Raw genomic sequence first — 23,748 nt, 5'->3', positions numbered from 1 at the left:
CGAATCGTGAGCCACATCGTCTTCTTCCTGGTGCCCGGAGTCCACTTGCTGGACCTGGCCGGCCCCGCACAGGTCTTCTCCACGGCCGCCGACTTCGGGCACCCCTACACGCTCGCCTACATCGCCGAGCAGCCACAGGTCTCCACCGCCCAGGGGCTGCCGCTGGTGGCCGGGCTCGACTGGCCCGAGCTCGGGCCAGAGGATCTGATCGTGGTGCCCGGCTGGCGGACAGGCACCCTGGCCGGCGGCCCCGCCATCGGCGCCGCCTCCCTCCAGGTCCTCCGGGACCACCACGCCAGGGGCGGGACGGTGGCCAGCGTCTGCGCCGGAGCCGAGGCGCTCGGCCAGGCCGGCCTGCTCGACGGCCGCCACTGCACCACCCACCACGACGTGCAGGACGAGCTGGCCCTGCGCCACCCCAGGGCGGTGGTCTTCCGCGACGTCCTGTTCACCGCCGACGACCGGGTGATCACCTCGGCCGGCATCGCCAGCGGCATCGATCTGGCCCTGCACCTGGTCGCGACCCGGCACGGCCCGGCCGTCGCCGCCCAAGTGGCCCGGGAAATGGTCGTCTACGCTCGCCGCAACGGCCATGAACCGCAGTCCAGCGCGATGCTCCGGCATCGGTCCCACCTCGACGACACCGTGCACCGCGCCCAGGACCTCATCGACGCCCGCTTCGACCAACCACTCCCCCTGCCCACCCTGGCCGCGGCCATCGGCGTGAGCGAACGCACCCTCACCCGCCTCTTCAGCCGCGCCACCGGGCTCACCCCACTGCGCTACCAGCAGACCCTCCGCCTCGAACGCGCCCAACACTTCATCAGCCACGGCGCGACGATCGACGCCGCCGCCCGCTCAGTCGGTTTCGTGGACCCGCGCATGCTGCGCCGCCTCCGCGCCCGGACGGCCTGACTGCGTCAGGTAACCGAACGCCCCTGGGTAGTGCAACTGACTCCCGTGCCCACCTACTGGTGGAGCCTCTAAGAAGGCTTCCGCATACCGTTCGGTGGGGTTGATCAGTCGAACTGGGTTCTGGATCGGGTGATCGCTGGGGTGCCGGCATATGAAGGCAGGGCCCCCTCGGCAGCTCGGAGTTGCGAAGCTCAAGCACCGAGGAGGCCCCGTTGTGGCAGTCTTGCGTGACCATGCCCGCCGCGTTCAACTGCCGCGTGTCGCCATGGGATTGCCTCACGCACAGGTTCGGCAATGCCAGAAGCGGCAGTCGTTCTTCTTGGCCGCTCGACCGCTCCCCACCCCGGGCCGGGATGCCCTACACGCCCGTGATCTGCCTGATCCAGGTGCGGTAGTTGGCGATGTTGGTGTAGCCGCTCCAGCCTCCGGACGGCTTCGGGCCGACCGCGCTGACGCCTGCCTGCACCCAGCTGCCGGTCTGAGGGCTCCACACCATCAGCGGTCCGCCGGAGTCGCCGCCGGCCGTGGTGCCGTTGCCCGCCCCGAAGCACAGCACGGCAGGGTTGGCGGGGGTGCACCGGGTACCGATCATGTAGCCCCTAGCGTACTTGAGCCGGGTGGGCAGGAGGCCGCCCCAGTCGGCCTGCTCGGAGCCCCAGCCGTACACCTCGGCCGCCTGGTTCTGGGCGATGTCGCCGGCGCTCGCCAGCGGGGAGTACGTGGTGCGGACATCCCGGTCCAGCTGCACCAGCGCGATGTCGTTGCTGGGCCAGTTGTAGTAGGGGTGCTGGATTACTCTGACGGCCCATGCGGTGTAGCCGCCCTGGGTGCGGTCCAGCGAACCGATCCGCACGAAGGGGCGGTCGCCGGGGCCGACGCAGTGGGCGGCGGTGAGCACCCAGCGCGGGGCGATGATGGTGGAGGTGCAGCGGTGGTTCGCGCCCCCGAGCGAGGCGATGGAGGGCTTTTGCTCAGTGACGAACCGGCCGCCGACGATGCGCGTACCGACAGAGCCGGGGGCGGTGTCCTGGCCGGTGCTGCCGTGGGCGGTTGCCGGCACAACAAGCGCGCTGGTCGCCAGTGCGGTGAGCGCCGCGCTCAGCAGCGACCGCCGACGTATGACGGATCGTATGCCCATAACTGTCCTGCCTTTCCGGGTAGTTGATGGTGCGGTTCGTTCTGACTGGGGACATGCAGTTGCCCCACGTGGGTCGCACAGCATCGGCCGGCACGGGCGGCTGCGGCCGGATCGCCGCCCACTCCGCCTGCCCGAGGCGGCGCGGCAGGTGCTTGCTCGCGCCGCCGGTGCCGGCACCACCAGATCGCCGTCATCGACTGCGCGGCCGGTGACGGCATGACGCTGCCCGGCAGCTGGACGGCCGCGGACCCGTGGGCGACCGCCGCCGCGGTTAGGAAGCCCGCGAGAGAGGCATCCGCCGCGCCGACGTTGCTGCGCAGGGCAGCGGCGGTTGCGTGGCCGAACCAGGTGCCGGTGGCATCCACAGCAGCCGGCCGTCCGCCCTCCGGCCGCAGGACCGCGTGGGCGCCTCGTTCGCGCAGCTCCTCCTCCGCCGCCTTGACCGCGTCGCCGCTCGTGGCCAGCGGGCGGCAGCGTGTAAGAGGGCACTTAGGACCATCGAGTTCCCCAGATGTGCGTGGTGTTTTACGGCGGTCACTAGGGAGGACTGTGTTCGGTGGCGACCATCCCGCTACTTTGTCTACGCTTTACCAAGTCGACCCACACGGCACCGAGTTGACGGGTGCTTGTAGCACGTCCGCCCTGCCTGTCCGAGACCGGCGATGAGCAAGCGCGGCAGCCGGTTCCGATGACCGGCTCTCCCCGGGGCTGATGGAGACGGGTTGCTGGACCATTGACGATCCAGCAGCCTCCGGAGGCCGTGATGCCCCGTAGTTATCCGCCCGAGTTCCGCCGTAAAGTCCTCGATCTCGTCGCATCCGGAACGAAAGTCGCCGAGGTCGCCCAGCTCCTCGGCATCAGCCGATGCACTCGCCCGTGGCGGCGTTGCGCAGTCGGCTGTAGTCCTTGCTGTTCTTAGACGACACGGTCTGTCAGACCTGGCCCTTGCTGCCGTCGCATGTGTTCTGGAATCTGCCATGCCGGCGGGTTTGACGCATTTCATGTTGATTCCCGCGTTGCGGAGGGTGCCCGACCATGTGACGGTCCCGAGATCGACCCCGGTGGGAGACGGCTTGGCCGGCTTCCCGGATGCCGTACCCGATGCGTGGACGGGCCGGCTTGGCCTGGCCCGGAGGGGTCTGCTGGGAGGGGGTGGCCGTGACCGTGACGGGCCCACGGATGCTCGACGTCCGTCGCGGTTCGGCGCCACCTGCTCCTCGCCCGTGAACAGGCCGAACCAGAGGCCGTCGCCGTTGGCGATCTGCTCCCCAACCACCTTTCCGCAAGCTCTCCTGACTGGCTGTTCTCTATCCGTTTCGCGTGGTCGGCCCGCTTCGAACGGGGTCCTGGATCGGGTGAGTTGGACGATGCGGAGGCATGTAGACAGGGCCTCTTCGTAGCTCGCGTTTGTCGAATCCAGCGAGTGGCAAGAGGCCCAGGTGTCGACGTGTTGCGTGATGGTGGTCAGGGAGTCCAGCCGGGTCACCCGTGGGTGTGACGGCAACCGATGGGCGAGACGATGCCACCGACGCCGGGTGGCGCGCGGCCAGGAACAGCGCCGCGCCGGTGCCGACGTCCGGGCCCAGCACGTGCGGGGTGCCCAGACCCCATTCGCCGATCAGGGCATACAGGAAGTCGCCATCGCCGAGGGGGTGAAGAGCTCGGTGCGCCCCTCCGAGTGGCCGAACCCGGGCAGGTCTACGGCCACCAGCCGACCCATGGGCGCCAGGTGCGGCCAGATGCGGCGGAACGCGAGGAGGCTCTCCGGCCACGGGCTCGTCATGAGGAGCGTCGGCCCCGACTGTTCGCCGGTATTCACGTGGCGGATCGCCAGGCCGTCGACGATTCGCGTTCGCAGGACACTCCCGGTCAGCGCTGCGCTGGTCATGATCTCTCCTGTCGGGTGTCGCCGAGGGCGAAGTCGGGGACGGGTGCGAAGTCCGTCACGTCACACCGTCCGACTCCAGGCGGCCTCTTGGACCTGCTTGATGAGTTCCTCGGTCGCCGGGGGCCAGACGTTCCGGTACTTTCCCTGCTTGGCGCCGATGATTTCGACCATCTTGTCGATCACGTCTTGCGGGTCGTACTGGTCGGCGAGGATCTCCGCGAAGCGGGCCTTCACGTCCTTGGTCCGGTTGAAGTTGACGGCGTCGTCCAGCCACCGGAAGGTCGTGTCCGCGATGCGGTCGTTGAACCCGGTCAGGTACGCCCCGGGGTTGATGGTCTGCACGGTGATGCCGGTCGGCGTGAGCTCGTCGCGCAGGGTCGCCGCGATCGCTTCGAGCGCGTGTTTGGTCGCGCAATAGGGGCCCAGGCCGAATGCGGTCAGCATGCCGCCCATCGAGCTGACGATGACGATGCGGCCCGACGTGCCGGCGTCCACCCAGGTGCGGATCACCCGCTGGGTGAGTTCCAGGTTCGCGAAGACGTTCGTCTCGAACGTGCGCCGGACCAGCTCGACGGGGATCTCCGCAAGCGGCCCGCAGTCGCCGATCGCGGCGTTGCTGACGAAGGTGTCGAAGTCCCAGCCGGAGACAGCCGCGATGTCGCGGGCGTCCAGGACGTCGAGCTTGTCGACCGTGACGCGGTCCTGCAGGCCGAGTTCCTCGATGTGCTTGCGCAGTTCGGTCACCTGCGACCAGATCTCCGTGGTGGCGATGACCTGGTGCCCGGCCCGGGCCAGGCCGATGGCGGTGCCTCGGCCCAGGCCGGTGCCGGCGCCGGCGATCAGGATCTTCTTCATCGTGCTTCCTTTCCGAGCGCGATGCGGGCGACCTCGCCGTCCTGGACGGGCATGCCGCCCGAGATGCCGATGGCGCCGATCAGAGTGCCGTTGTCGTCGTGCACAGGGAGGCCGCCGGCGTAGGGGATCAGGCCGCCGTTGGTGTACTCGGTCGCGGGAGCCGGGCCGCCGGGCTTACAGAACTCCCACAGGTTCTCGCTCGGGCCGTTGAACAGAACCGAGGTCTTCGCCTTGGCCAGCGCGATCTCGATCGAGCCGAGGATCGACCCGTCCATGCGGGCGAACGCGACCAGGTGTCCGCCGCCGTCGACGACGGCGATGTTCATCGGGACGCCGATCGCCACAGCGTGGGCGCGGGCCTTCTCGATCATGGCTTGGGCCGCCTCCAGCTTGATACTCATGGCGTTTGCCCCTGTCGCCAGCGGTGCGAGGTCGTGGTGCTTCTGGCGGGAGCGTCGATCTGTTCGGCGATCCAGGAGGCTGCGAACGTGGTCCAGGCCACCGCATCGCCAGCCCCTCGGGCAAGCCCGAGACTGTGGGGACCGTGCGCGAAGACATGGACTGTGTGCGGTACGTCGTGCGCGGCCAAGGCCCCGGCGAGGCGGTAGGTGTGCTCCGGAGGGACGTAGACGTCCTCGGCGGTGTGCCACAGGAAGAACGGTGGTGACTGGGCGGTCACGAGCTTGTCCAGCGATGTCTCACGCCGCAGGTCCAGTGAGGCGTCCTCGCCGAGCAGGATGATCCGCGAGGGCCGGTAGGTCTCGGTCTCCATCGACGTGATCGCGTAGCCGAGTACGGCGAACTGGACCGACTCACGCGGGTCGGCGGTCGATGCGAGCGCGGCGTGCCCGGCCAGGTGCCCTCCCGCTGAGAACCCGATCAGACCTATGCGCTCGGCGCCCTGTTCGCGGCGGCTCCGGATCTCGGCCCGCAGCGCCAGCAGCGGCTCGGGATGGCGCGCATGGAGCGGGTACCGGAACACGCTCGCCGAGATGCCGAGCCCACCGAGCCAGCCGGCGATAGGCTCCGCTTCGTGAGCCGAGTGCGCCGCGTACGCGCCGCCGGGGAGCACGATCATGTGGATTGCCGCAGCCCGGGCCGCGCCGACGTCTGCGCGGCGGGACCGCCTCGGTTCGGGCTGACTCCTCATCACTGACCTCCGTATTCGTCCATGGACGGCGTCGCCGGCCTGCTCCCATGGGACCGCACCCCGGTCATCAGCCAGCCGGACGCCCCGGCATCACGCGAGGATGTGAGCGCGCAGATCTGGTGCACGGCGGCCCGTCGGGAGTGCCCGGTGGCGACGCTCAGCCCTGCGGCGCGGTGTCGGCGTCAGGAGCCCCAGCGGGAGGCCCGCGCCGCGAGTTCGAGGGCGGTAACGGCGCCGGGTTCGCCGCGCTCGCGGAGGAATTCGCCTGGGACGGTGTAGCGGGCGCCGGCCTGCGGGGAGCGGGCGGCCTGCCGCACGACGTCGTCGACCAGCACGGTGGCCATGTCCAGCCGCGGGTAGCAGCCGTGGAGCGCCTCGCCCTGGGCGTCGGTGACGAACTCGGTTCCGAAGCCGATGTCGACTCCGATGCCCCGGCGGGTGAGGTAGGCCAGCACGCCACGGCGTTCGGCGATGCCGTCCGAGGTGTGCAGGGCGATCGCCTCCCACACCGGGTCGGTCTTGTCGGCGCCATAGCCGTGCTCGGCGAGGAACCGGGCGGCCATGTCGGCGCCTTCGACCTCGAAGCGCGCCTGGCCCGGCGCCGACGGCGAGGCCCCGAGGTCGTGCAGGACGCAGGCGTGGAAGAGGAGCTCGGCGTCGAAGTCGATGCCCGGCTTCAGCCCTTCGTGTTCGGCCAGCAGCGCGGCGAACACGTAGCTGCGGATGCTGTGGTTGGCGACGGGCTCGCTCTCGCGCGACCGAACCAGCTCGACGGCGGCGCGGGCGACGGGGGTGTCCGGGAGCGCCGGCAGGAGGCGGGCTTCAGTGTCCATGAGACGACCGTAGGCGCGTACCGGACCAAACCGTCAGTGGCACTCGTGCCATGAAGCGATAGAATCATGCCATGACGGGTCGGGCATCAGGCGGGGCACACCACGTGGTCGTGGTGGCCCTCGAAAACGTCCTCGCGCTGGACATCGGGATCCCCTGGCAGGTCTTCGGGAGCTGGCGGGACGGCCCGTACACGCTCACGGTCTGCGCCGAACGGCCCGGCCCCGTCCCGATGCACGGCGGCCCGCCGCTGTCCGTCGCGCACGGTCTGGACTGCCTGGCATCCGCCGACACCGTGATCGTCCCGGGCTACCTGGAGCCGGACGTGCCCGGCGCCGAGGTGACCGCCGCACTGGCGGGGGCGGCAGTCCGCGGCACCCGCATGGCGTCCATCTGCACCGGCGCGTTCGCCCTCGCCGCCGCCGGCCTCCTCGACGGCCGCCGGGCCACCACGCACTGGCTGTACGCGCAGGCGCTGGCCCGGCGGTACCCCCGGGTGACGGTCGTGCCCGAAGATCTGTACATCGACGAGGGCCAGGTGCTCACTTCAGGCGGCGTGTCCTCCGGCCTGGACCTGTGCCTCCACCTCATCCGCCGCGACCACGGCCCCCGCCTGGCGAACCAGCAGGCCCGCCTGCTGGTGGCCGCCCCTCACCGCACCGGCGGCCAGGCCCCGTTCATCGACCTGCCGGTGCGACCCGAGCCGTCCGACAGTCCTGCGCTGTACGACTGGGCCCTGCGCAACCTGCACCAGCCGCTCACTGTCGACCAGTTGGCGCGCCGGGCCGGCATGTCCCGCCGGACCCTGATCCGCCGCTTCCACACCGACACCGGCCTGCCGCCCATGCGGTGGCTGCTCGACGCCCGGCTTGCCCGCGCACGCGAACTCCTCGAATCCGGCGACCTCACGGTCGAAGCCGTCGCACGCCACTGCGGCCTGGGCACCCCGGCCAACTTCCGGACGCTGTTCAAGGCGCACGTCGGAGTGCCGCCCAGTGTCTACCGCGAGACGTTCGTCGGCTGACGGGCGCCAGGGCGCATTGTCCTCCTCGGCCACGACCGCTACGGGCGGTCAGCGTCCAAGGCTCCGAGGCGGGCCAGTTCGACGTGGGACCTGATGCCGAGCTTGGCGAAGACACTCTCGCAGCTGGCGGGCGGTGAACGCGCCGATGCCCGTGCCGCCGCCGGTGACGATCAGAACTCAACGGTCCCTCATGGTCGTTCAGCCCCCGTGATCGCGAACAGTGCTCGTGAACATTCACATGGACCTCTTGCCGCACACAAAAGTCGGCGTTCAGCTCCCCGACATCGCCAAGCCATGGCGGGCCAGCAGTGTGCGAACCAACCCGAGCGTCCCGTCATTGGAGTGCACATGAGTACGGCAGGAAAGCAGACAGGAACGCAGAACCGGCTCGACAGACGCGCCTTGTTGCAGGCCGCGGTCGCCATACCGGCCGCCGGTGCGGTGGCCACCGCCCTCGACGCGGCGCCGGCCCAGGCCCGCCGCGTCACACAGAGGACGGTTCGACACCGACAGCCCGCGCTTCGCACTCGCCGTCCTACCCGACACGCAGTACCTCTTCGACGCCGACAGCTCCGACCCTGAGCCCTTGCGTGCGACGTTCCGCCATCTCGCCGCCGAGCGCGAGGAAGCGAACATCGCCTTCATGACGCACCTCGGTGACGTCACCGAGCACGGCACCCAGGAGGAGATCGAGCTCGCCGCCAACACCTTCCGGACCATCCACGGCAAGGTGCCGTACAGCGTCCTCGCGGGCAACCACGACATCCGTTCGTCCACCGACGACCAGCGCGGCGACTCCCCCTATCTCGATGCGTTCGGGCCCAAGCGCTACGCCACAATGCCGACCTTCCGCGGCGCCTCGCCCGACGGCTACAACAGCTACCACGTGCTGAGCGCCGCCGGCCGGGAGTGGCTGGTACTCGCCCTGGACTGGCGGGTGTCGGACAAGGGGCTGGGCTGGGCGCAGGGAGTGCTCGACGCACACCCGACGCTGCCCGCCGTCCTCACCACGCATGACATCGCCTGGTCGGACGACCACGGCAAGGCGCAACTGTCCGGCAACGGCCAGCGGTTGTGGGACGGGCTCATCCGCGGCAATGACCAGATCTTTCTCGCGCTGGGCGGCCACTACTGGCCGCCGGGGCGCACCGTTCTCACCAACGACGCTGACAACGATGTCCACGTCCACATCACCAACTACCAGGACCGCTACTACGGCGGCGCCGGGATGATCCGGCTGTACGGATTCGACCTGGCCCGCAAGGTCGTCGACGTCGAGACCTTCTCGCCGTGGTTCCTGGACCGCGACCCGGAGAAACGGACACCGCTGGAGGCCGAGACCATCGAACTGACCGGCCCCACCGACCGGTTCAGCCTCAGCATCGACTTCGCCGACCGCTTCAAGGGCTTCGCCCCGGTCGTACCACCGAAGCCTCGTCCCGCCTCCGCCGTGATGCCGCGCGGCACCGTCGCGTACTGGCGCTTCGACGAGGCCGGGACGACCACCGGCGTCCCTGTCGCGGACGGCGCGGTCGTACGCGATCTGACCGGCAACGGCAACGATCTGACCGTCAGCCGACTGCACTCCAGCGGACCCGAGGCGCTCACCTGGTCCTCGGACCACCACTCGGGCCAGCCCGCGCACGCCAGTCTCCGTTTCGACGGCGGCAAGAGCCCGGACCGCGCTGCGGTGCTGAGGACCGCGGCCCGTGCCGCGCTCAACAGCGAGAAGTTCCCGTACGGCTACACCATCGAGACCTTCGTCAGGCTGCCGGAGCCGTTCGAGGGCGATCACAACTGGATGGGCATCCTCAGCTGGGAGGGGCGCAACGGCGACGCGGGCAAGACGACTGGCTGGTCGCCGCTGGAGCCGACGTGCAGCCTCAATTTGTCGCCGGAGAGGTTTCTGCAGTTCGTGGTCTATCCGGACAAGCAGGACGCCGATCCCACGTCGTGGAGCCACGCCGTTCCCGTCGGCCGCTGGATGCACATCGCGGTCGTCAACAACGGCCGCCGGACGGTGATGTACGTGGACGGCTCGAAGATCGCGCGTAATCCGTCGCAGCCGTCCACCGGCATCGAGACGCTGGGCAAGCCGTTCGTCATCGGCGGCACGCAGTTCGACGAGCGCTTCGGGCAGGGCTTCTACGGGTGGATCGGCGACACCCGCATCGTCAACCGGGCGCTGTCGCCGAGGGACTTCCTCGCCCCGCCCGCGTGACTCGTCCTTCCGGAAGCGGATCCGGTACGTCCGGGGCGCCCGCGAGGGCGTCCGGGACGTACGCGCGGCCCGGGTCGGGTCAGTTTCCGTCGTCGGCCGCGGCGGATTCTGCTTCCGTGGCGGCCGATTCGGCGGCATCCACGAGCTTCTACATCTCGGCGAGGTCCGACGAACTCGTGGTCGTCGGCCCCGTCCCGCTGCCCGTACCACTGTCCGTCCCCTCGCCGCCCTGTCCGCAGCCCGTGGACCGGCCTTCTTCGCGTTCTCGACCCGCTTCTCCAGACGCTTGGTGGACCCCACTTGGGTCGCGTCGCCGCCCAGCCGGCCCAGTACGCCCTCCAGGCGCTTCTCGGTCTTCGGCACCCTCTTGCACAGCGCCTGCGCGCCGTCGCCGGTCGGTGTGGCGCCCGGCGACGGCTTCCCGGTGTCGGCCAAGGCTGTGCCGGTCGCGGCCAGCAGGCCGACGGCGGCGGTGAGAGCCAGGGCGGCGGTCTTGGCGGTCCTCATAACGGTGTACCTCCTGGAGCGGTGACCGTGCTCCACCGCAGGGGGCAACGTGCTCGGCGTGAGCGGGCCCACCAGATCGATGCCGGTCAGCACAGATGTGTCCGGCAGCCTTGCAGCTGCCTCCCGCAGGGCACGGCCCTCTCCGCTGCAGACATCAAGCCAGGACGGCGCCGCGGACTGGGCCACAAGATGGCGGATCGGATCGAAGCCGAGCTCGCGGGCGTAGCTGTTGACGCCGGCCAGGCCACGTTCACGGTTCATGGTGTTGTTGGACCACGGCGGATTGCTCCAACTCGTGATCCGAGAACAGCCGAGGCGCTGTCATCGCGACCGCTCCGGCGTAGTGGTAACAAGCATTCGATCATTGTCGCAGGACTGGACTAATGCCACTCCGCCGCCCATGATGACGCCGCCATGACAATGCAGCCCCCCAGGACGGTGGCCGTGCGCGGATCCTTGGTCAGGGCCACTCTGGCCGCCGTACTCCTGCTGGTGGCCTTGGCGCCCGTACTTGCGGCCGCAGCCGCATCAGCACTCGGGGCCGCTGGATCGTCGACGCGAACGGCGACCGCTTCAAACTGCGGTCGGGCAACTGGCACGGAGCCAGCGGCACCTGGAACGGCTCGGGCAGCACCGGCGAGGACGCCAACCACCACGCGGGCGAGAACTCCGGCCGGATCCCGCTCGGCCTGGACCGCGCGCCCATGGCCGAGATCATCGCCGGTTTCCAGGAGATCGGGATCAACAGCATCCGACTGCCCTTCTCCAATGAGATGATCCACGACACCGTTCCCGTGACCGACGATGCCGTCGCCGCCAACCCCTCCCTGCGTGCGAAGACCCCGCTTGAGGTGTACGACGCCGTGGTGCGCGAACTCACCGCCGCCGGCCTCGCGGTGATCCTCAACAACCACACCAACACCACGCGCTGGTGCTGCGGAGTCGACGGCAACGAACGCTGGAACGCGAGCCAGTCCACCGGGACCTGGGAGAACGACTGGCTCTTCATGGCCCGTCGCTACAAGGACAACCAACGCGTCGTCGGTGCCGACCTCTACAACGAGGTGCGCCGCAACGTCTGGGACGACCCCAACTGGGGCCTCGGCGACAACCACGACTGGTTCGCCGCCTCGCAGCGCGTCGGTGACCGCATCCTGACGGAGGCCGACCCCGATCTGCTGATCATCGTCGAGGGCATCAACTGGACCGGCATCCCCGTCGACGGCCTCCCGCACGAACGCCCCACCCTGGAGCCCGTAGGCCGCCTCTCGCACACCCTCGTCGACTCCGGCAAGCTCGTGTACTCCGCCCACTTCTACGACTACACCGGCCCCAACCACAGCGGCGCCACCGGAACGGGCGAGACCAGCGACCCCCGCTACCGCGACCTGACCTCGGCCGAACTGATCGACGTACTGAACCGCCAGGCCTTCTTCGTCACCGCGGAACAGGACCAGCACTTCACGTCACCCGTCTGGATCAGCGAGTTCGGCGTCGGGGGCCGCGACGAGACCGGCGGAAAGCAGCGCGCCTGGTTCCAGAACTTCGTGGACCAACTGATCCGTACGGACGCCGACTTCGCGTACTGGCCGCTCGTCGGCTGGCACGAGGGCCGCAAGGGCAACGGCTGGGCGCTGCTGCACTGGGACGCGGCAGGCGACCGCATGGGCCTTTACGACGGCGACGACTGGCGAGCCGCCGCCTGGACCCGGCTCATCGGGGCCCAGGGCCGCACCGGCCGCGTGGACCCTGTGACCAACTGGTCGATGCTCAGCCCCGACCACGGGGACTTCGTCGCCTCCCGGCGGATGCGGGCCCTGCCCGACTGGGACTTGGGCGCCCGCAAGGCCGTCTGCCCCGACGGGCAGCGCCTCCTCGGCCTCAGTCACACGGGCAACCGGGGCCTCTGCTCCGACGTGTCCACCGTGCTGGACGCGGTGGGCGGCCACGAGGTTGTCGTCGACGAGCGGCACGTCACGCCGGGCCAGGACTGGGCGTCCGGCTACACCAAACTCCAGTGCCCGGCCGGCCACTTCCTGACCGGCCACAGTGTCCGCGGTTCCGCTGTCTCCGCCGCCCTCTGTGCCGAGGCTCCCAGCGGCTCGATCCCCGGCACGACCGGTCGTACGGTCTGGTTCGACCGGGGCGACAACAGGGGTTCCGCCCCCAAGGGTGGCGACTTCGCGCACGGCCACTACAAGGGCCAGTGCGCGGACGACGAGTACGCGGCCGGGATCGCCTTCACGGGCCGCGTGGGCTCGGCCCGGACCCCGGACGCGCTGTACTGCCGAACATTGCGCTGACCCGAGGCCCTGATGTTCGCCCCCGAGCACACCGCTGGCGCCATCGTGGTCGGGCGTCGATCCCAGACGTCCAGAACTCGGGTGCGTTCCACGAGTTCCCGGCGCCGTCGTGGCGTCTGCTGGACGATGACGGGGTCTTTGTCAGCAACCCCGGCTTCAAGCACTGCGCGAATGCTGACACCGTCTGCACCTGGCGCAAGGTCTGATAGCACTACCTGAACGCGCGTGGGGGACCAGCCTTGGGCTGGTCCCCATCTGCTTTACGGCCGGGCTGTCACCCGGTGTACGGCACCCACGGATTCTGCGGGTCGGGATGGGTCGGCGGTCCCCACACCTAGGGCTCCGCCCGCCAGTCCCGGCTTGGAACCCGACGCGAGGGACGGCGCGTCAAGGGCGTCGGCGATCTCTTCCAGGTAGACGGTCAGCGACGCGTACTTGGGCCAGCGTTCCGCGTACCGGCTGAAGTGGCACAGCTGCCCGGTGTCGGTATCCAGGTACAGGCCGTAGCTGCGGTCATCGACCCAGAACGAACAGAACGGAATCCACGATGGCCGCCATGTCGGGAACTCGTCATCCCTGTTCCGCTGCTGAAGCAGCATCTGCTGCCGGTGGAACGCGGCCACTGCGTCCAAGTCCATCAGCGTCTGATCGTCCAGCAGGAACCCCGCGCCGCGCATGTCGTGGACACCGGCGCGCAGGGACCACAGTGCCTTGAGTCCCGCCGGGACCCGGACGCCCAGCGTGTCCTCCAGCGCGGAGATCTCGCCCTCGGACGCGCCGGCCTTAAGTGACGCGTACGAAGCGGGAGCGTGGGCACACAGCCACGCCTCGATCCGCTGCCACGCGGCAGTGACCTGGCGTGCTTCCAGGTGGGGGTCCGGCGCCTGGTCGTCGCCCTGCACGTCGGGCTCGACGGTGGGCATTTGTATTGCGTCGACGCTGCGGATCTGTACCTGTCCCTCCCCCAGCTGAGGAGGGCCGTAGGCGTAATGCACGTTCAGTTCCGGGCAGTCTTCGAAGGTTTCGCCGTCGATCTGCGCGACGTAGAGGGACGGGCCCCCAGGGGACTGCCCAGCAGCGGGTTGTCCTCAAGCTGCCTGCACAGCACCTTCAGGGAATCGCAGGCCCATGATGCCCGTACCAACTATGTCGCTTCGCCGCACTCTGGTTCTGGGCTCGTCGGCTGGTCGCTCATGGCCTTCGGCGGCTTCGAGCTGAGCGGTAGCCCGAAGTGTGGGTCGGTGGGCGGCGCGGCGAGGTAGGAGGGGAGATTCAGCAGCATGCGCCCCAACAGGCATGCCATGATAGGGAGTTATGACAGAGGGGGAGCCTGTGGCGAATCCGGCTATCCGCGTACGTCTGAAGCAGGGCGCGAGCGAGAGCGACGTCGGCGCCCTGAAGGCGTGGCTCGAACGGGAGCACCGGCTCGAACAGCTCAGGACCAACGGCGACCTCGAGATCAAGCAGCGCGCGGGCACCGAGGAGCACGGCGCCCCGATGAGTGCTGCGTGGGAGATCCTGCTGGTGCTGATCGGCGCCGTAGGCTCCACGGTCTTCGTAGAGGTGCTCGCCCAGGTGAAGAGCGGGGTGCGGGCCTGGCAGGACAACCGCCGTTCCGTGGAGCACGGCGAACCCCCCGAGGTCGAGGTCATCCCGGACCGCGACGCGAGGTAGCCCGATGGCGCGCCCCGAACCGCGCAGGAAGGCGAACCGGGCACTGCTCGTCGGCGTGCCGGAATACGACTACAAGCAGCCCGACCGGCCCAACGGAGTGCCCGGCGATCTCAAGGCGGTCGCCCACAACCTCACCGCGCTCCGCGATGCCCTGGGCAGGGGTGGGGTGTTCGGCGAGGACGAGATCGTCGAGTCCCAGCCGGCCAACGTGGACGACTTCGACCGTCAGCTGGACGCGGCCGTCGACGCGGCCGAGGGCGTGCTCCTGCTCTACTTCTCCGGGCACGGCGCCGTGCCCAGCACGGGGGCCGAACTCTGGTTCCTGATGCGCACGGCGACGATCGAGGCGGGCACCGAGTCGGTGTTCCGCGGCGCCGCCCCGTGGAAGAGCGTGCTCACCGTGCTCGGCCGCACCGGGGCGGAGCACGTGGTCGTCGTCCTCGACTGCTGTTACGCGGGCAACGCCGCGGCGGCGTGGGACGCGCTCGGCGCCGCCCAGCGCAGGCGGACCTCGCTGCTGATGAGCGTGCAGGCCAACAACAGGATCGACGCGGGGAACGGCGACACCCCGACGCCGTTCACCGCCCGACTGGTGCACATCCTGAACGAGGGCGTCGGGCCCGGCGGACTCGGCCGACCCTCTGCCGAAGCGGGCGGCGAAACAGGCGAAACAGGCTTCCCGGTGGGCTTCGGCAAGCTGGCGGAGGCGCTCAGGGCGTACATGTCCAGGCACGAGGTGACGCTGCGCGAGCCCCCGGAGCCGTGGGAACCGCAGAGCCGCTCGGCCACCTCGGGCGAGGACGTGCTGCTCGCGCTCGGCGCGGCCCCACCCCCCCCCGCCGCCTCCGATTCCGCCGCCTGTGGTTCCACCGCCGCTCCCCTCATGGCGGCGGGTCCGGAACGCCTTGAAGGCCCTTGGTGCCGGTCTGCCCAAGCCGCCCGCCAGGACGCTCGCCGTGGTCGCGGCCGTGCTCGTGGCGCTGGCCGGCCTGACCGCCGTCGGCCTCGTCCTCTTCCGCGAGTCCTCCTGCAAGCCCCCTCTCGAACTCCGCCTGCTCACCGACCCCGACATCGAGCCCACCGTCCGCAAGGCGGCCGAGGACTATCTGACGTCGGACGCCAACACGACGGACGACGGCTGCCGGCGCAGCGGCATCACCGTCTACAGCGCCGGAGCCGCCGACGTCGTCGCCGCGTTCCGCGACCAGTCCGATCCCTGGCAGCGGCCCACGAGCGACGACATCAACCCGCAGCGCGACATCGGGCCCCAGCCGGACATCTGGATCCCGGCGTCCTCGGCGAACGTCGCCCGGGCCCGTGCCACGACGGACCAGCGGCGCTGGGCGGAACTGGTCGCCGACCCCGCCGCGTTCGCGTACTCCCCGATCGTGCTCGCCGTCCCGCAGGCACTGGCGACCGAGGGCTCCGGCCGGACCAGCGGTCTTGGGGAACTGATGGCAGGCCTGAAGGGCAAGGCCGAGGTGCGGCGTACGGACCCGGAGTACACCGACGCCGGTCTGCTGGCGACCGTTGGCCTGTACGGCGCGCACGGCACGGGGAACGCCGGCGCCGAGAAGGCGGGTGCGGCCGGTGCGGCCGCCGCCGAGCGCAGCGTCGCGCAGCTCGGTCCGCCCTCGCCGACCGGCGCGGACCTCCTGTGCGTGCTGCCCGACGACGACGCCGTGGACGACCGCACCGCCGCCCTCGTACCGGAGTTCCTGATGAAGACCGGAGTGAGCTGCGACCGGACGACACGGGCCCGGCGGATGGCCGAGTACCCCGACGACGTCCCGGGCCTGGACCCTACCTTCGTCCGTGTGCGCTGGGACGACGCCGACCGTGACACGTCGGCGCGGAGCGCCGAGGTCGAGAGGTTCCACGACTGGCTGACCGGCGCCGGCGCGGGCGGAAAGGACGGGGCGGACGCCGCCCAGGGCGGGCTCGCCGAGTTCGGGAAGGACGGCTTTCGCAGCGCTTCGGGGGACCATCCGCCCCTCGGCTCCGGCTTCGCCTTCAGTGACTTCGGGGCCCTCAGTGCCCCCGGGCGCCTCACCGACTCCGTCCACCAGGACGCGATGAGTGCGACGCTGACGGACTACCGGGACGCACACGGCCCGGGCCGAGTGCTGTTCCTGCTGGACAGCTCGGGCTCGATGGGTGACCTGTGGGAAGGGCCCGGCGGTGCGCCCGGCATCGTCAAGCAGTCGCTGGGCGGGCTCGGCACCCAGGACGAGTACGGGGTCTGGGCCGTGGCGTCGGAGGCCGGTGCCAAGCGCCCGTACAGCGAACTGCTGGCCTTCGGACAGTACGGGCGCGGGGTCGCGGAGCGCGCCATCGACCGAACGGCCAGAGTGAGGAACGCGGAGGCCGATCCGTACGGGGCGCTCATCGCCGCGCTGAACACCATGGCGCAGCGCGGCGTCGACGACGACCGCCCCCAGTTGATCGTCTACCTCACGGATGACGAGGACAACAACCGGCTGACCGAGGGCGGACGGCTCGACAATCTGCTCAGGTCCGCGCAGAGCAGGATGGTCCCCGTGGTCATGGCGTCGCTCGACAGCGGCGGATGCGACGAGGGAAAGGCGGACGCGGCAATCTCCGAGGCGAGCGGCGGGCGTTGCCTGGACACGAGGACCGATCTCGTGGCGGCCCTGCGGGACGAGGTCGCCAGGACCGGAACGGGAGAGGAATGAACGGGGGATCAATGACGATGCGTTCGAGGCGCGTGAGCGGAAGGCGCCATGCCATCGGCGCGTTCACCCTCGCCCTCCTCCTCGCCATCGGCGCCTGTACCGGCGGCGACGGGACCGGCGCCCCCGGTGCCACGGGTGCCGCCGAGCCCCCTGGCGACATCGTCGTGGCCAGCGGCCGTGACGTCACCGGCAGGGGCGGCATCCGCCAGCAGCTCATCGACGAGTGGAACCGGCGACAGGCTGGGAAGGGCCACCAGGCCCGTCTGGTCGAACTGTCGGGCTCCGCGGACGAGCAGCGCAGTCAGTTGCTGGGCGCGCTCCAGTCCGGCAGCGCGGAGTACGACGTGGTCAACCTCGACGTGACGTGGGTGCCGGAATTCGCCGAGGCGGATCTGGTCCAGCCGCTGCCCGACGAGCTGGTCGACGGGGACGTCATCGAGTCCGTGGCCGCCACGGCCCGCTGGGACGGCAGGGTGTACGCCGTGCCGTTCAACAGCGACGTCGGGCTGCTCTACTACCGGCACGACTACCTCAAGAAGGCGGGCGTGACGGACACCGACCTCAGCAAGGTCACCCGGTGGTCCGAGATCCAGCAGCTGATCGACACGCTCGACGACGCGGGCGGGAAAGTGCCGGAGAGCTACGAGAAGGGCTGGACGACACAGCTCGACGCCTCGTACGAGGGCCTCACCGTCAACGGCATCGAGGCGTTCGCCTCCGCCGGCGACGACTTCTCCCTCACCGATGCCAACGGCCGGTACGCGGGTTCTGCGGCGGACCTGGAGGCGGGGCTGGACGAGCTGCGCAACCGCGCCCAGGCCCCGTACACCCTCGGGGACGCCGTCCACTCCGACGAGGCCCGGTCGCTCACCGACTTCGCCGACGGCCGCACCGCCTTCCTGCGCCACTGGCCATACGCCTACGGCTCCCTGCACCAGACTCTCTCCGACCAGCAGCTCGGGGTGGCCCCGCTGCCGGGCAGGGCGGTGCTGGGCGGTCAGAACCTGGCCGTGACCCGGGCCTCGAAGCGCAGCGCCACCGCACAGCGGCTGATCGAGTTCCTCACCAGCACGGAGAGCGAACGCTGCCTGCTCGACGCGGGGTTCGCGGCGACGAGGGTGTCCGCGTACGAGGACGACGGCCTGGCCTGCGAGTCGGTGAAGCCTCCGGGGGCGGCGGGCCCGACCCCCTCCGCGTCCGGCGAGACCACCGACCGGATGCCGCGGGACGCGAACGGCCGTCCCGCGTACGCACGCACCATCCTGCTGCCCGCGCTGCGGAACGCCGTCCAGCGGCCCCGCACCCCGCTCTACGGTGCCTTCACCCAGACCTTCGCCGCCGAACTGGGAAAGCTCTTCGGCGACGGCCCGCCCTCCGACGCCCAGCTCGCCAAGTCCCTGAACGAGAAACTGGCGAAGGCGCTGCCCCACGGGTGACGCCAGCGCGGCCCGTCACCCCTCCGCGATTACCACCGCCGACGCCACGCCCGCGTCATGGCTGAGCGAGACGTGCCAGGATCGCACCCCCGCGCCTCCGCGGCCGCCGCCACCGTTCCCTGCATCCGCAGCCGTGGCTGCCCTGACTCCTCGACGTACACCTCGCAGTCCGTCCACAGCAGCCCGGCCTGCGCGCCCAGCGCCTTCGCGGCGAAGCGGACCGCGAGGGAGGCGACTCCTCGCCGCTCCCCGCTGGGAACGTGCAGCTCGCTCTCGAGGAACAGCCGGTCCGCAAGACCCGGCGTCCGCCGCAGCGCGTCGTCGACCGGTCGATCTCGGCGACGTCGATCCCCACCCCGGTCCGCAAAGCCTTGGGGGGAGCTGGACGGCGACCACCCCCAGCTGGAAGCCTCATCCAACGCTCAGAGAGTGAGAGACACAAAGACGCTGAAGCCCCTGCGGGAGCACCAGGCCGAGGCTGTCGTCGCCGCGGTTCGCGAGCTCGAGCTGCCGGCGGGCGCACCGCTGCCGCCGGTCGGCCAGCGCACCCAGGTCATCATGGCCACCGGCAGCGGCAAGACCCTCGTGGCCGTCCACACCTCCGAAGAGCTCACCGCCGACCGCGTCCTGGTCCTCGTCCCCTCGCTGGACCTGCTGGAGCAGACTGCCCGAGCCTGGCGCGACGGCGGCCGGCCCGGGCCGTTCTTCGGTGTCTCCTCCCTGAAGTCGGACGAGGTCGGCTTCCCAACACCACCGACGCCGACGAGCTGCCCGCGGCCCGGGCCGCATCACCGTTTTCGCGACCTACGCCTCGCTCGGCCTGGGGTTCCTGGAGGCCGCTCACACCGAGGGCATGCCGCCGTGGAACTTGATCACCGTGGCCGAGGCGCACCGTACGAGCGGCCGGATCGGTAAGCCCTGGGGGCCGTCGTCCACGACAACTCCCGCATCCCCGCCGAACGCCGTCTCTACATGACCGCAACTCCTCGGATGTGGCAGGCCGGAGAGGCCGACGAGGACAAGCCCGGCGGCCGCCGCGCCCAGGGCGAGCTGGTCGCCCCGATGCTGGACGACCCGGACGGCCTCTTCGGCAGCGTCGCCCATCACCTCCCGCTGGAGGAGGTGATCGAGCGGGGCATCGTCGCCCCGTACCAGGTCCTGGTCGTCGACGTGCAGGACCCGGCGCTGAACACGGCGCTGCGCACCTCCGGCGACGGCAGCGGCTGCTGTCGGTGTGGCTCTCATCTGTGGTGGCGTTGAACCGTACGGTGGCGGTGTCGATGGTCTCCGGGCCGGCGCAGGCACTGGCGGAGGTTGTGGAGTTGGAGAAGGACGGCCGGCTCGCGCGATACCAGTACCTACCGGCGATCAAGGCGGACCTGCTGCATCGGCTGGGCCGCTCGGCGGAGGCCTCGATCGCCTACCGCCAGGCGCTGGAGTTGACCGGGAACGATGCCGAGCGCGAGTTCCTGGCCGAGCGGCTCTCCGGTCCGCACCGGGCATAGGTACCGGGCTCTCGGCCGTCAGTCCTCGCCCGAAGCTGCAGCGGGATCCGGCCTCAGCAGGTCGGCCGCCTCGACTTCGTCCTCCTCCGAGCTCAGGGCGGCCACGACTCCGGCGACCAGTCGCCGCCCGGTGCTCAGATCGGAGCGCCTGACTGATCTGCGTCGCCCTGCTGACCAAGTCCCATCAGTTGCTGGGAGGCTCCGACGCCGTGAGCCCCGGCCGGACCTGAGAACTCCGGGTCCGGCCAGGGCCGGGGCACAGACGGCATCATCAACGCCCGGCGGGCTCACGTCGGTTGCGGGTGCGCAGGAGCACGATGCCCACGATCAGCAGCACGGCTCCGGCTGCGGAGGGCCACAGCTGAGCGCCGGTGGCGGCGAGCCCGCCCCGGCTGCCCTGGGGCTCGCCGACGGCTTGGGTTTCGCTGCCGGTCTGCGGCTCGCCGACCGTGCCGGGAGCCGGGGTGTTCCCACCGGTCTCCGGCGTGGACTGCGTACCGGAAGTGCCCTTGCCCGACCCGGTGAGCACCTCGGGCTGTTGCGCACCGCCCGCCGTGTCCGGCTTGGCCTGACCGCCAGTTGTGCCCGCACCCGAGCCGGTCGAGCCCTCCGGGTTCTGCACATCGCCTGGGGCACCTGCCTCGTCCTGACCACCGGACGTCCCGGCATCCTCACCGCCGGCCCCGGGCTTCTCTCCGTTGCCGGCCGACGGGTCCGCGGGCTTGCCAGGCTCAACCGGATCACTGGGCTCAGCAGGCTGGCCGGGGCTCCCGGGGGTTTCGGGCTCGCCGGGATCGGCCGGATCGCCAGGGTCTGCGGGGTTCCCGGGCTCAGCGGGGTCCTCAGGGTCACCGGGGTTTGCGGGTTCGCTGGGTTCACCGGGTTCCGCCGGACCGTCGGGCCCGCACTCGCGGCCCTCGTTGATGCAGTCCACCAGCTCCCGCATGAGGCTGTCGTCGAAGACGTTGATGAAATCGCCGTGGTCGGTGACCGGCTTGTGCAGCTGCTCCGGGAAGGAGTCGACCGCGAACGCGGCCCGGTTGTCCCCGTCGAAGACCGGGGGCGGAACGTCGTAGACGATGCGCTGCACCAGCTGCGGAATTGCCCGGAACCCATTCCGGCAGCCGCCGTTCTCGTCCGCGAAGGCGACATGGGTGCGGTGATTGGCGCTGTCGGTGTTCTGGCCGTCCCAGCAGTTCTGGAACTTGAACGTCCGGACGACCTTGCTGCCCTGCGGGCAGAGCGGGTACTTGTCCTTCAGCTGACGGTCCTCGAATCCCGTGCAGCTCCAGGACGCGTTGGCGTTCGCGTTGCCGTTGACGAAAGCCTTGGCGTCACCGGTGATGATCCGCAGGAATCGCGGCATCGCCGTGACCTTGGAGACCGGGCTTCCCGCGAAGTTCAGCGTGACCTGGGCCGGCGTCAGGATCTTTCCGACGTTCTTGTCCTTGCCGCCACCATCGGCCCCGGCATCGTTCTCGTCCTGACCGTTCTGCAGCCGCAAGACCGGCCAGTAGTACGTCGACCTGTCGCCCTGGTCACGGCAGGTGGTGGCGCCGCTCGCGAGATCGTCGTCGCTCGCGAACGCGTCGTTCGCCTGGTTGCCCACATAGTCGTGCATGTGGTGCGCACCGTTGCTCACACCGGGGGCGACGATCACATTGTCCGGGTTGAACTTGCCGTTCTCGTTGCGGCCGCACTCCGTGGCGAAAGTGCCGCGCGAGGCGTCGCCGAGTTCGCGGGGGCTTCGCGCATTCGGCTGGACGGACGCGATGTCGACGAAGTCGGACGCCTCGGGCCCATTGCCGGCCTGACCGCCGCTGCCCTGGTCGCCGTTGGCGTTTCCGTTGGCGTTTCCGTTGCCGTCGTTCTGGCCACCGTCGCCGCTGTTCTGCCCGTCGCCCTGGTCCTGGTCCTGATCGTTGCCCTCGCCGCCGCCGGCGCCGTCCGCGTCATCCACCTGCAAGGTGCACGGGGCCATCGCCTCCAGCCCCTGCGGGCGCTCCCCGGCCACACGGCCGATGGCTGTGGCGATCCGGTCGATGCTCGCCGTGCGCTTGCTCTTCAGCGGTTCGAGGACGGCCTTCCGGGCGAACTCCGGATCCCGCTCTATCTGTTCCTTCTGGTCGACGAACCGCTCGTACGCCTCTGTGATCTGGCTGTCCAGCGTGGCCAGTTCGCGGTCGACCTCCGGCCTCGCCGCATCCGGCACCTCGGGGAGCCCGTTCGCCACCTCGGGGCACTTGATGGTGGAAGGTCCGGCACCGAGGGTCTGCGTCTCCCCGCTGCGGCCGTCGGACCGGATCCCCCAACCCTCGCCTGCGGCGGCATAGGAGTTGACCGCGATCAGTCCACCCCCGCCCAGCATCAGCGCGATCGCGGCAGCGAGGACTCTGCCGCCGCTCCTCGAGCGTCTTCGTGAGGTACGTGTCACGGGAACTCCTGTGCGTCGTTGCCGATCGGCAGTGGGGGCTGCGCCGTGTTACATACGGAAGCGGCCCCCGGCGTGTTCAACGCACACCGCAATTCACAGGAACTTCCCCGTCATGCACGGCTGAGGAGGCGTCAGAAGACAGCTTGGAGCGATCGGCGGCGGGGAGGCAGGGCGGGCCGCGACGCCTGTACCGCGCACTCCGCTCGCACCGATGACGAGGCCGGGACTGATGGCGATGCGCAGCGCCGGAGAGGGCGATGCCGACGCCCTGTACAGTTATGAGACCGCTGCCCCGAAGCGTGAACAGACGGCCCCGGTTATTGAGTTCGGCCGCGGCGAGGATCAGTGCGTCACTTGTTGAGCCGGGCATGGAGCCTTCGGACAGGTAGCGGCGGTCGCTGACCGGGCTCAGCCCGAGCGCCTTCGCGACCGTCTCCCACCACAGCTCATCGGCTTCCGCCGCATCGGCGGCTTCCCGACCCACATGATCGGCGAGGCGTCCAGCACGGCCACCGCTTTCAGCGCGGCCACCGGCCCGCACGTGGCCGCGCGGCGTCCGCGAGTGCAGGTGAGCCGGGCCGAGCAGGTGGCCGTCGTGGAGCGGTTGCTGGCCACGGTCGGCGGTGGCCACCTGGGCCTGGTGGACGTGCTCGCGCGGGACGTGATCGCAGTGTCCGACGGTGGCAGCATTGTGGCCGCGGCCGGGCGACCGATCGAGGGCGCGGACCGGGTGGGCCCACTCCTTGGCCCGTGAGCAAGGTTGGACTACGCCTTCGAGGCAATGCCGATGTGGTTCCCAAGAACGGCTCGACGGCGGAGATCGCCGACCACATCGCCACCGTCCTGCGCGGATCGGGTCTCGACGCCGATGTGCGGCCGGCAGCCGAGGTCAGCGATGTCCGCCCGCACGGCCTCGTCCGGCTCGGGGTCGCGCTTTACGTAGGGGGCTGGCACCGCGACGCACGGCGTTTCGCCCGGCGCGCCGAGCAGCGGCTGAATGCCGAGGGACACATCGCTTCCGGCGGCCGGCTCAAGGCCAGAGCGCGAGGACGGGTCGCCCGCGCGATCCTGGAGGAAGGGCGCGGAGGAGACCTCCGCGATTTCGACTGTATCGCCGCCTGGGCCACAGGCATCGCAGCCGGTCTGGCGGCCGAAGCAGAACGGCGCTGAG

The 23,748-nt window shown here is 70.2% G+C and carries 19 protein-coding genes and 4 pseudogenes; 12 read left to right on the top strand and 11 right to left on the bottom strand.

The window, feature by feature from the left end; all coding sequences use genetic code 11:
- Positions 1-6 precede the first annotated feature (6 nt).
- Positions 7-915, top strand: coding sequence for a GlxA family transcriptional regulator (locus tag SLUN_RS37845; RefSeq protein WP_108154356.1), 909 nt, complete (start codon positions 7-9; stop codon positions 913-915).
- 358 nt (positions 916-1,273) lie between these two features.
- On the opposite strand, the gene SLUN_RS37840 is transcribed toward SLUN_RS37845, so the two are convergent.
- From SLUN_RS37840 to SLUN_RS37805, 7 genes and pseudogenes are all read right to left on the bottom strand, one after another.
- Positions 1,274-2,053 (bottom strand): S1 family peptidase, encoded by a 780-nt coding sequence (locus tag SLUN_RS37840; RefSeq protein ID WP_159100435.1) that lies wholly within the window; start codon positions 2,051-2,053, stop codon positions 1,274-1,276.
- A 182-nt stretch (positions 2,054-2,235) separates the two neighbouring features.
- A pseudogene (locus SLUN_RS41900) lies at positions 2,236-2,523 on the bottom strand (1-phosphofructokinase); the annotation flags it as partial.
- Positions 2,524-3,671: 1,148 nt separating this feature from the next.
- Complete coding sequence (locus tag SLUN_RS37825; protein WP_108154354.1) at positions 3,672-3,941, bottom strand: alpha/beta fold hydrolase; 270 nt, start codon at positions 3,939-3,941, stop codon at positions 3,672-3,674.
- A gap of 60 nt (positions 3,942-4,001) precedes the next feature.
- Complete coding sequence (locus tag SLUN_RS37820; protein WP_108154353.1) at positions 4,002-4,796, bottom strand: SDR family oxidoreductase; 795 nt, start codon at positions 4,794-4,796, stop codon at positions 4,002-4,004.
- A complete protein-coding gene (locus SLUN_RS37815; RefSeq protein ID WP_108154352.1) occupies positions 4,793-5,197 on the bottom strand; it encodes a GlcG/HbpS family heme-binding protein in 405 nt (134 codons plus the stop codon). The genes SLUN_RS37820 and SLUN_RS37815 overlap by 4 nt, the downstream gene beginning before the upstream one ends.
- Positions 5,194-5,874 carry an alpha/beta hydrolase gene (locus tag SLUN_RS37810; protein WP_217505456.1) on the bottom strand — a complete coding sequence of 227 codons (681 nt, stop codon included), beginning with the start codon at positions 5,872-5,874 and terminating at the stop codon, positions 5,194-5,196. Before SLUN_RS37810 ends, SLUN_RS37815 begins: the two co-directional genes overlap by 4 nt.
- A gap of 254 nt (positions 5,875-6,128) precedes the next feature.
- Positions 6,129-6,779, bottom strand: coding sequence for an HD domain-containing protein (locus SLUN_RS37805; RefSeq protein ID WP_108154350.1), 651 nt, complete (start codon positions 6,777-6,779; stop codon positions 6,129-6,131).
- A 71-nt stretch (positions 6,780-6,850) separates the two neighbouring features.
- Between SLUN_RS37805 and SLUN_RS37800 the strand changes: the two genes are divergently transcribed.
- The 3 genes and pseudogenes from SLUN_RS37800 to SLUN_RS37785 all read left to right on the top strand — a co-directional run bounded on the left by SLUN_RS37800 (position 6,851) and on the right by SLUN_RS37785 (position 12,832).
- Positions 6,851-7,801 (top strand): GlxA family transcriptional regulator, encoded by a 951-nt coding sequence (locus SLUN_RS37800; RefSeq protein WP_108154349.1) that lies wholly within the window; start codon positions 6,851-6,853, stop codon positions 7,799-7,801.
- A gap of 348 nt (positions 7,802-8,149) precedes the next feature.
- Positions 8,150-10,022 (top strand): annotated as a pseudogene (locus SLUN_RS37795) (LamG-like jellyroll fold domain-containing protein).
- 927 nt (positions 10,023-10,949) lie between these two features.
- Positions 10,950-12,832 (top strand): annotated as a pseudogene (locus SLUN_RS37785) (glycoside hydrolase family 5 protein).
- Positions 12,833-13,092: 260 nt separating this feature from the next.
- Here SLUN_RS37785 and SLUN_RS37780 read toward each other — a convergent pair.
- Positions 13,093-13,755: an SMI1/KNR4 family protein gene (locus SLUN_RS37780; protein ID WP_254710072.1), complete on the bottom strand. Its 663-nt coding sequence runs from the start codon at positions 13,753-13,755 to the stop codon at positions 13,093-13,095.
- 409 nt (positions 13,756-14,164) lie between these two features.
- Here SLUN_RS37780 and SLUN_RS37770 point away from each other — a divergent pair, with 409 nt between their 5' ends.
- A complete protein-coding gene (locus tag SLUN_RS37770) occupies positions 14,165-14,506 on the top strand; it encodes a hypothetical protein (RefSeq protein ID WP_108154345.1) in 342 nt (113 codons plus the stop codon).
- Here the strand turns inward: SLUN_RS37770 and SLUN_RS42525 are convergent.
- The gene (locus SLUN_RS42525; RefSeq protein WP_371413892.1) at positions 14,481-14,792 is read right to left on the bottom strand and encodes a hypothetical protein; all 312 of its coding nucleotides are present in this window, start codon (positions 14,790-14,792) and stop codon (positions 14,481-14,483) included. The two genes, SLUN_RS37770 and SLUN_RS42525, sit on opposite strands and share 26 nt — an antisense overlap.
- Positions 14,793-15,411: 619 nt before the next feature.
- Here SLUN_RS42525 and SLUN_RS37765 point away from each other — a divergent pair.
- Both SLUN_RS37765 and SLUN_RS37760 read left to right on the top strand, forming a co-directional pair.
- Positions 15,412-17,202 carry a vWA domain-containing protein gene (locus SLUN_RS37765; protein ID WP_175314257.1) on the top strand — a complete coding sequence of 597 codons (1,791 nt, stop codon included), beginning with the start codon at positions 15,412-15,414 and terminating at the stop codon, positions 17,200-17,202.
- An 11-nt stretch (positions 17,203-17,213) separates the two neighbouring features.
- On the top strand, positions 17,214-18,638 hold the full coding sequence (locus SLUN_RS37760; RefSeq protein ID WP_371413891.1) for an extracellular solute-binding protein: 1,425 nt from the start codon (positions 17,214-17,216) through the stop codon (positions 18,636-18,638).
- 15 nt (positions 18,639-18,653) lie between these two features.
- Here SLUN_RS37760 and SLUN_RS37755 read toward each other — a convergent pair.
- Positions 18,654-19,005 (bottom strand): annotated as a pseudogene (locus tag SLUN_RS37755) (holo-ACP synthase).
- Between the two features lie 62 nt (positions 19,006-19,067).
- Between SLUN_RS37755 and SLUN_RS42190 the strand changes: the two are divergent.
- Genes SLUN_RS42190 through SLUN_RS37745 form a run of 3 tightly spaced genes read left to right on the top strand, consistent with a single transcriptional unit; the run spans position 19,068 to position 20,143 of the window.
- Positions 19,068-19,553 (top strand): DEAD/DEAH box helicase family protein, encoded by a 486-nt coding sequence (locus SLUN_RS42190; RefSeq protein ID WP_306610743.1) that lies wholly within the window; start codon positions 19,068-19,070, stop codon positions 19,551-19,553.
- A 57-nt stretch (positions 19,554-19,610) separates the two neighbouring features.
- A complete protein-coding gene (locus SLUN_RS42185) occupies positions 19,611-19,898 on the top strand; it encodes a hypothetical protein (protein ID WP_306610742.1) in 288 nt (95 codons plus the stop codon).
- Complete coding sequence (locus tag SLUN_RS37745; protein WP_175314258.1) at positions 19,895-20,143, top strand: hypothetical protein; 249 nt, start codon at positions 19,895-19,897, stop codon at positions 20,141-20,143. Before SLUN_RS42185 ends, SLUN_RS37745 begins: the two co-directional genes overlap by 4 nt.
- A 271-nt stretch (positions 20,144-20,414) precedes the next feature.
- On the opposite strand, the gene SLUN_RS37740 is transcribed toward SLUN_RS37745, so the two are convergent.
- On the bottom strand, positions 20,415-22,577 hold the full coding sequence (locus SLUN_RS37740) for a DUF1996 domain-containing protein (protein ID WP_257153880.1): 2,163 nt from the start codon (positions 22,575-22,577) through the stop codon (positions 20,415-20,417).
- Between the two features lie 484 nt (positions 22,578-23,061).
- Between SLUN_RS37740 and SLUN_RS37735 the strand changes: the two genes are divergently transcribed.
- A complete protein-coding gene (locus SLUN_RS37735) occupies positions 23,062-23,331 on the top strand; it encodes a sigma-70 family RNA polymerase sigma factor family protein (protein ID WP_108154343.1) in 270 nt (89 codons plus the stop codon).
- Complete coding sequence (locus tag SLUN_RS37730) at positions 23,328-23,747, top strand: flavodoxin domain-containing protein (protein WP_257153879.1); 420 nt, start codon at positions 23,328-23,330, stop codon at positions 23,745-23,747. Before SLUN_RS37735 ends, SLUN_RS37730 begins: the two co-directional genes overlap by 4 nt.
- Position 23,748 lies beyond the last annotated feature (1 nt).

The sequence above is a fragment of the Streptomyces lunaelactis genome (genome assembly GCF_003054555.1).
Classification (GTDB): domain Bacteria; phylum Actinomycetota; class Actinomycetes; order Streptomycetales; family Streptomycetaceae; genus Streptomyces; species Streptomyces lunaelactis.
This window is presented reverse-complemented; position numbering and strand designations above follow the sequence as displayed.

Coding starts and splice junctions, on each gene's coding strand:
- SLUN_RS37840 (WP_159100435.1), bottom strand. CDS start 2,053: ATGGGCATACGATCCGTCATACGTCGGCGGTCGCTGCTGAGCGCGGCG.
- SLUN_RS37825 (WP_108154354.1), bottom strand. CDS start 3,941: ATGACCAGCGCAGCGCTGACCGGGAGTGTCCTGCGAACGCGAATCGTC.
- SLUN_RS37820 (WP_108154353.1), bottom strand. CDS start 4,796: ATGAAGAAGATCCTGATCGCCGGCGCCGGCACCGGCCTGGGCCGAGGC.
- SLUN_RS37815 (WP_108154352.1), bottom strand. CDS start 5,197: ATGAGTATCAAGCTGGAGGCGGCCCAAGCCATGATCGAGAAGGCCCGC.
- SLUN_RS37810 (WP_217505456.1), bottom strand. CDS start 5,874: ATGATCGTGCTCCCCGGCGGCGCGTACGCGGCGCACTCGGCTCACGAA.
- SLUN_RS37805 (WP_108154350.1), bottom strand. CDS start 6,779: ATGGACACTGAAGCCCGCCTCCTGCCGGCGCTCCCGGACACCCCCGTC.
- SLUN_RS37800 (WP_108154349.1), top strand. CDS start 6,851: ATGACGGGTCGGGCATCAGGCGGGGCACACCACGTGGTCGTGGTGGCC.
- SLUN_RS37780 (WP_254710072.1), bottom strand. CDS start 13,755: ATGCCCACCGTCGAGCCCGACGTGCAGGGCGACGACCAGGCGCCGGAC.
- SLUN_RS37760 (WP_371413891.1), top strand. CDS start 17,214: ATGACGATGCGTTCGAGGCGCGTGAGCGGAAGGCGCCATGCCATCGGC.
- SLUN_RS42185 (WP_306610742.1), top strand. CDS start 19,611: ATGACCGCAACTCCTCGGATGTGGCAGGCCGGAGAGGCCGACGAGGAC.
- SLUN_RS37735 (WP_108154343.1), top strand. CDS start 23,062: ATGATCGGCGAGGCGTCCAGCACGGCCACCGCTTTCAGCGCGGCCACC.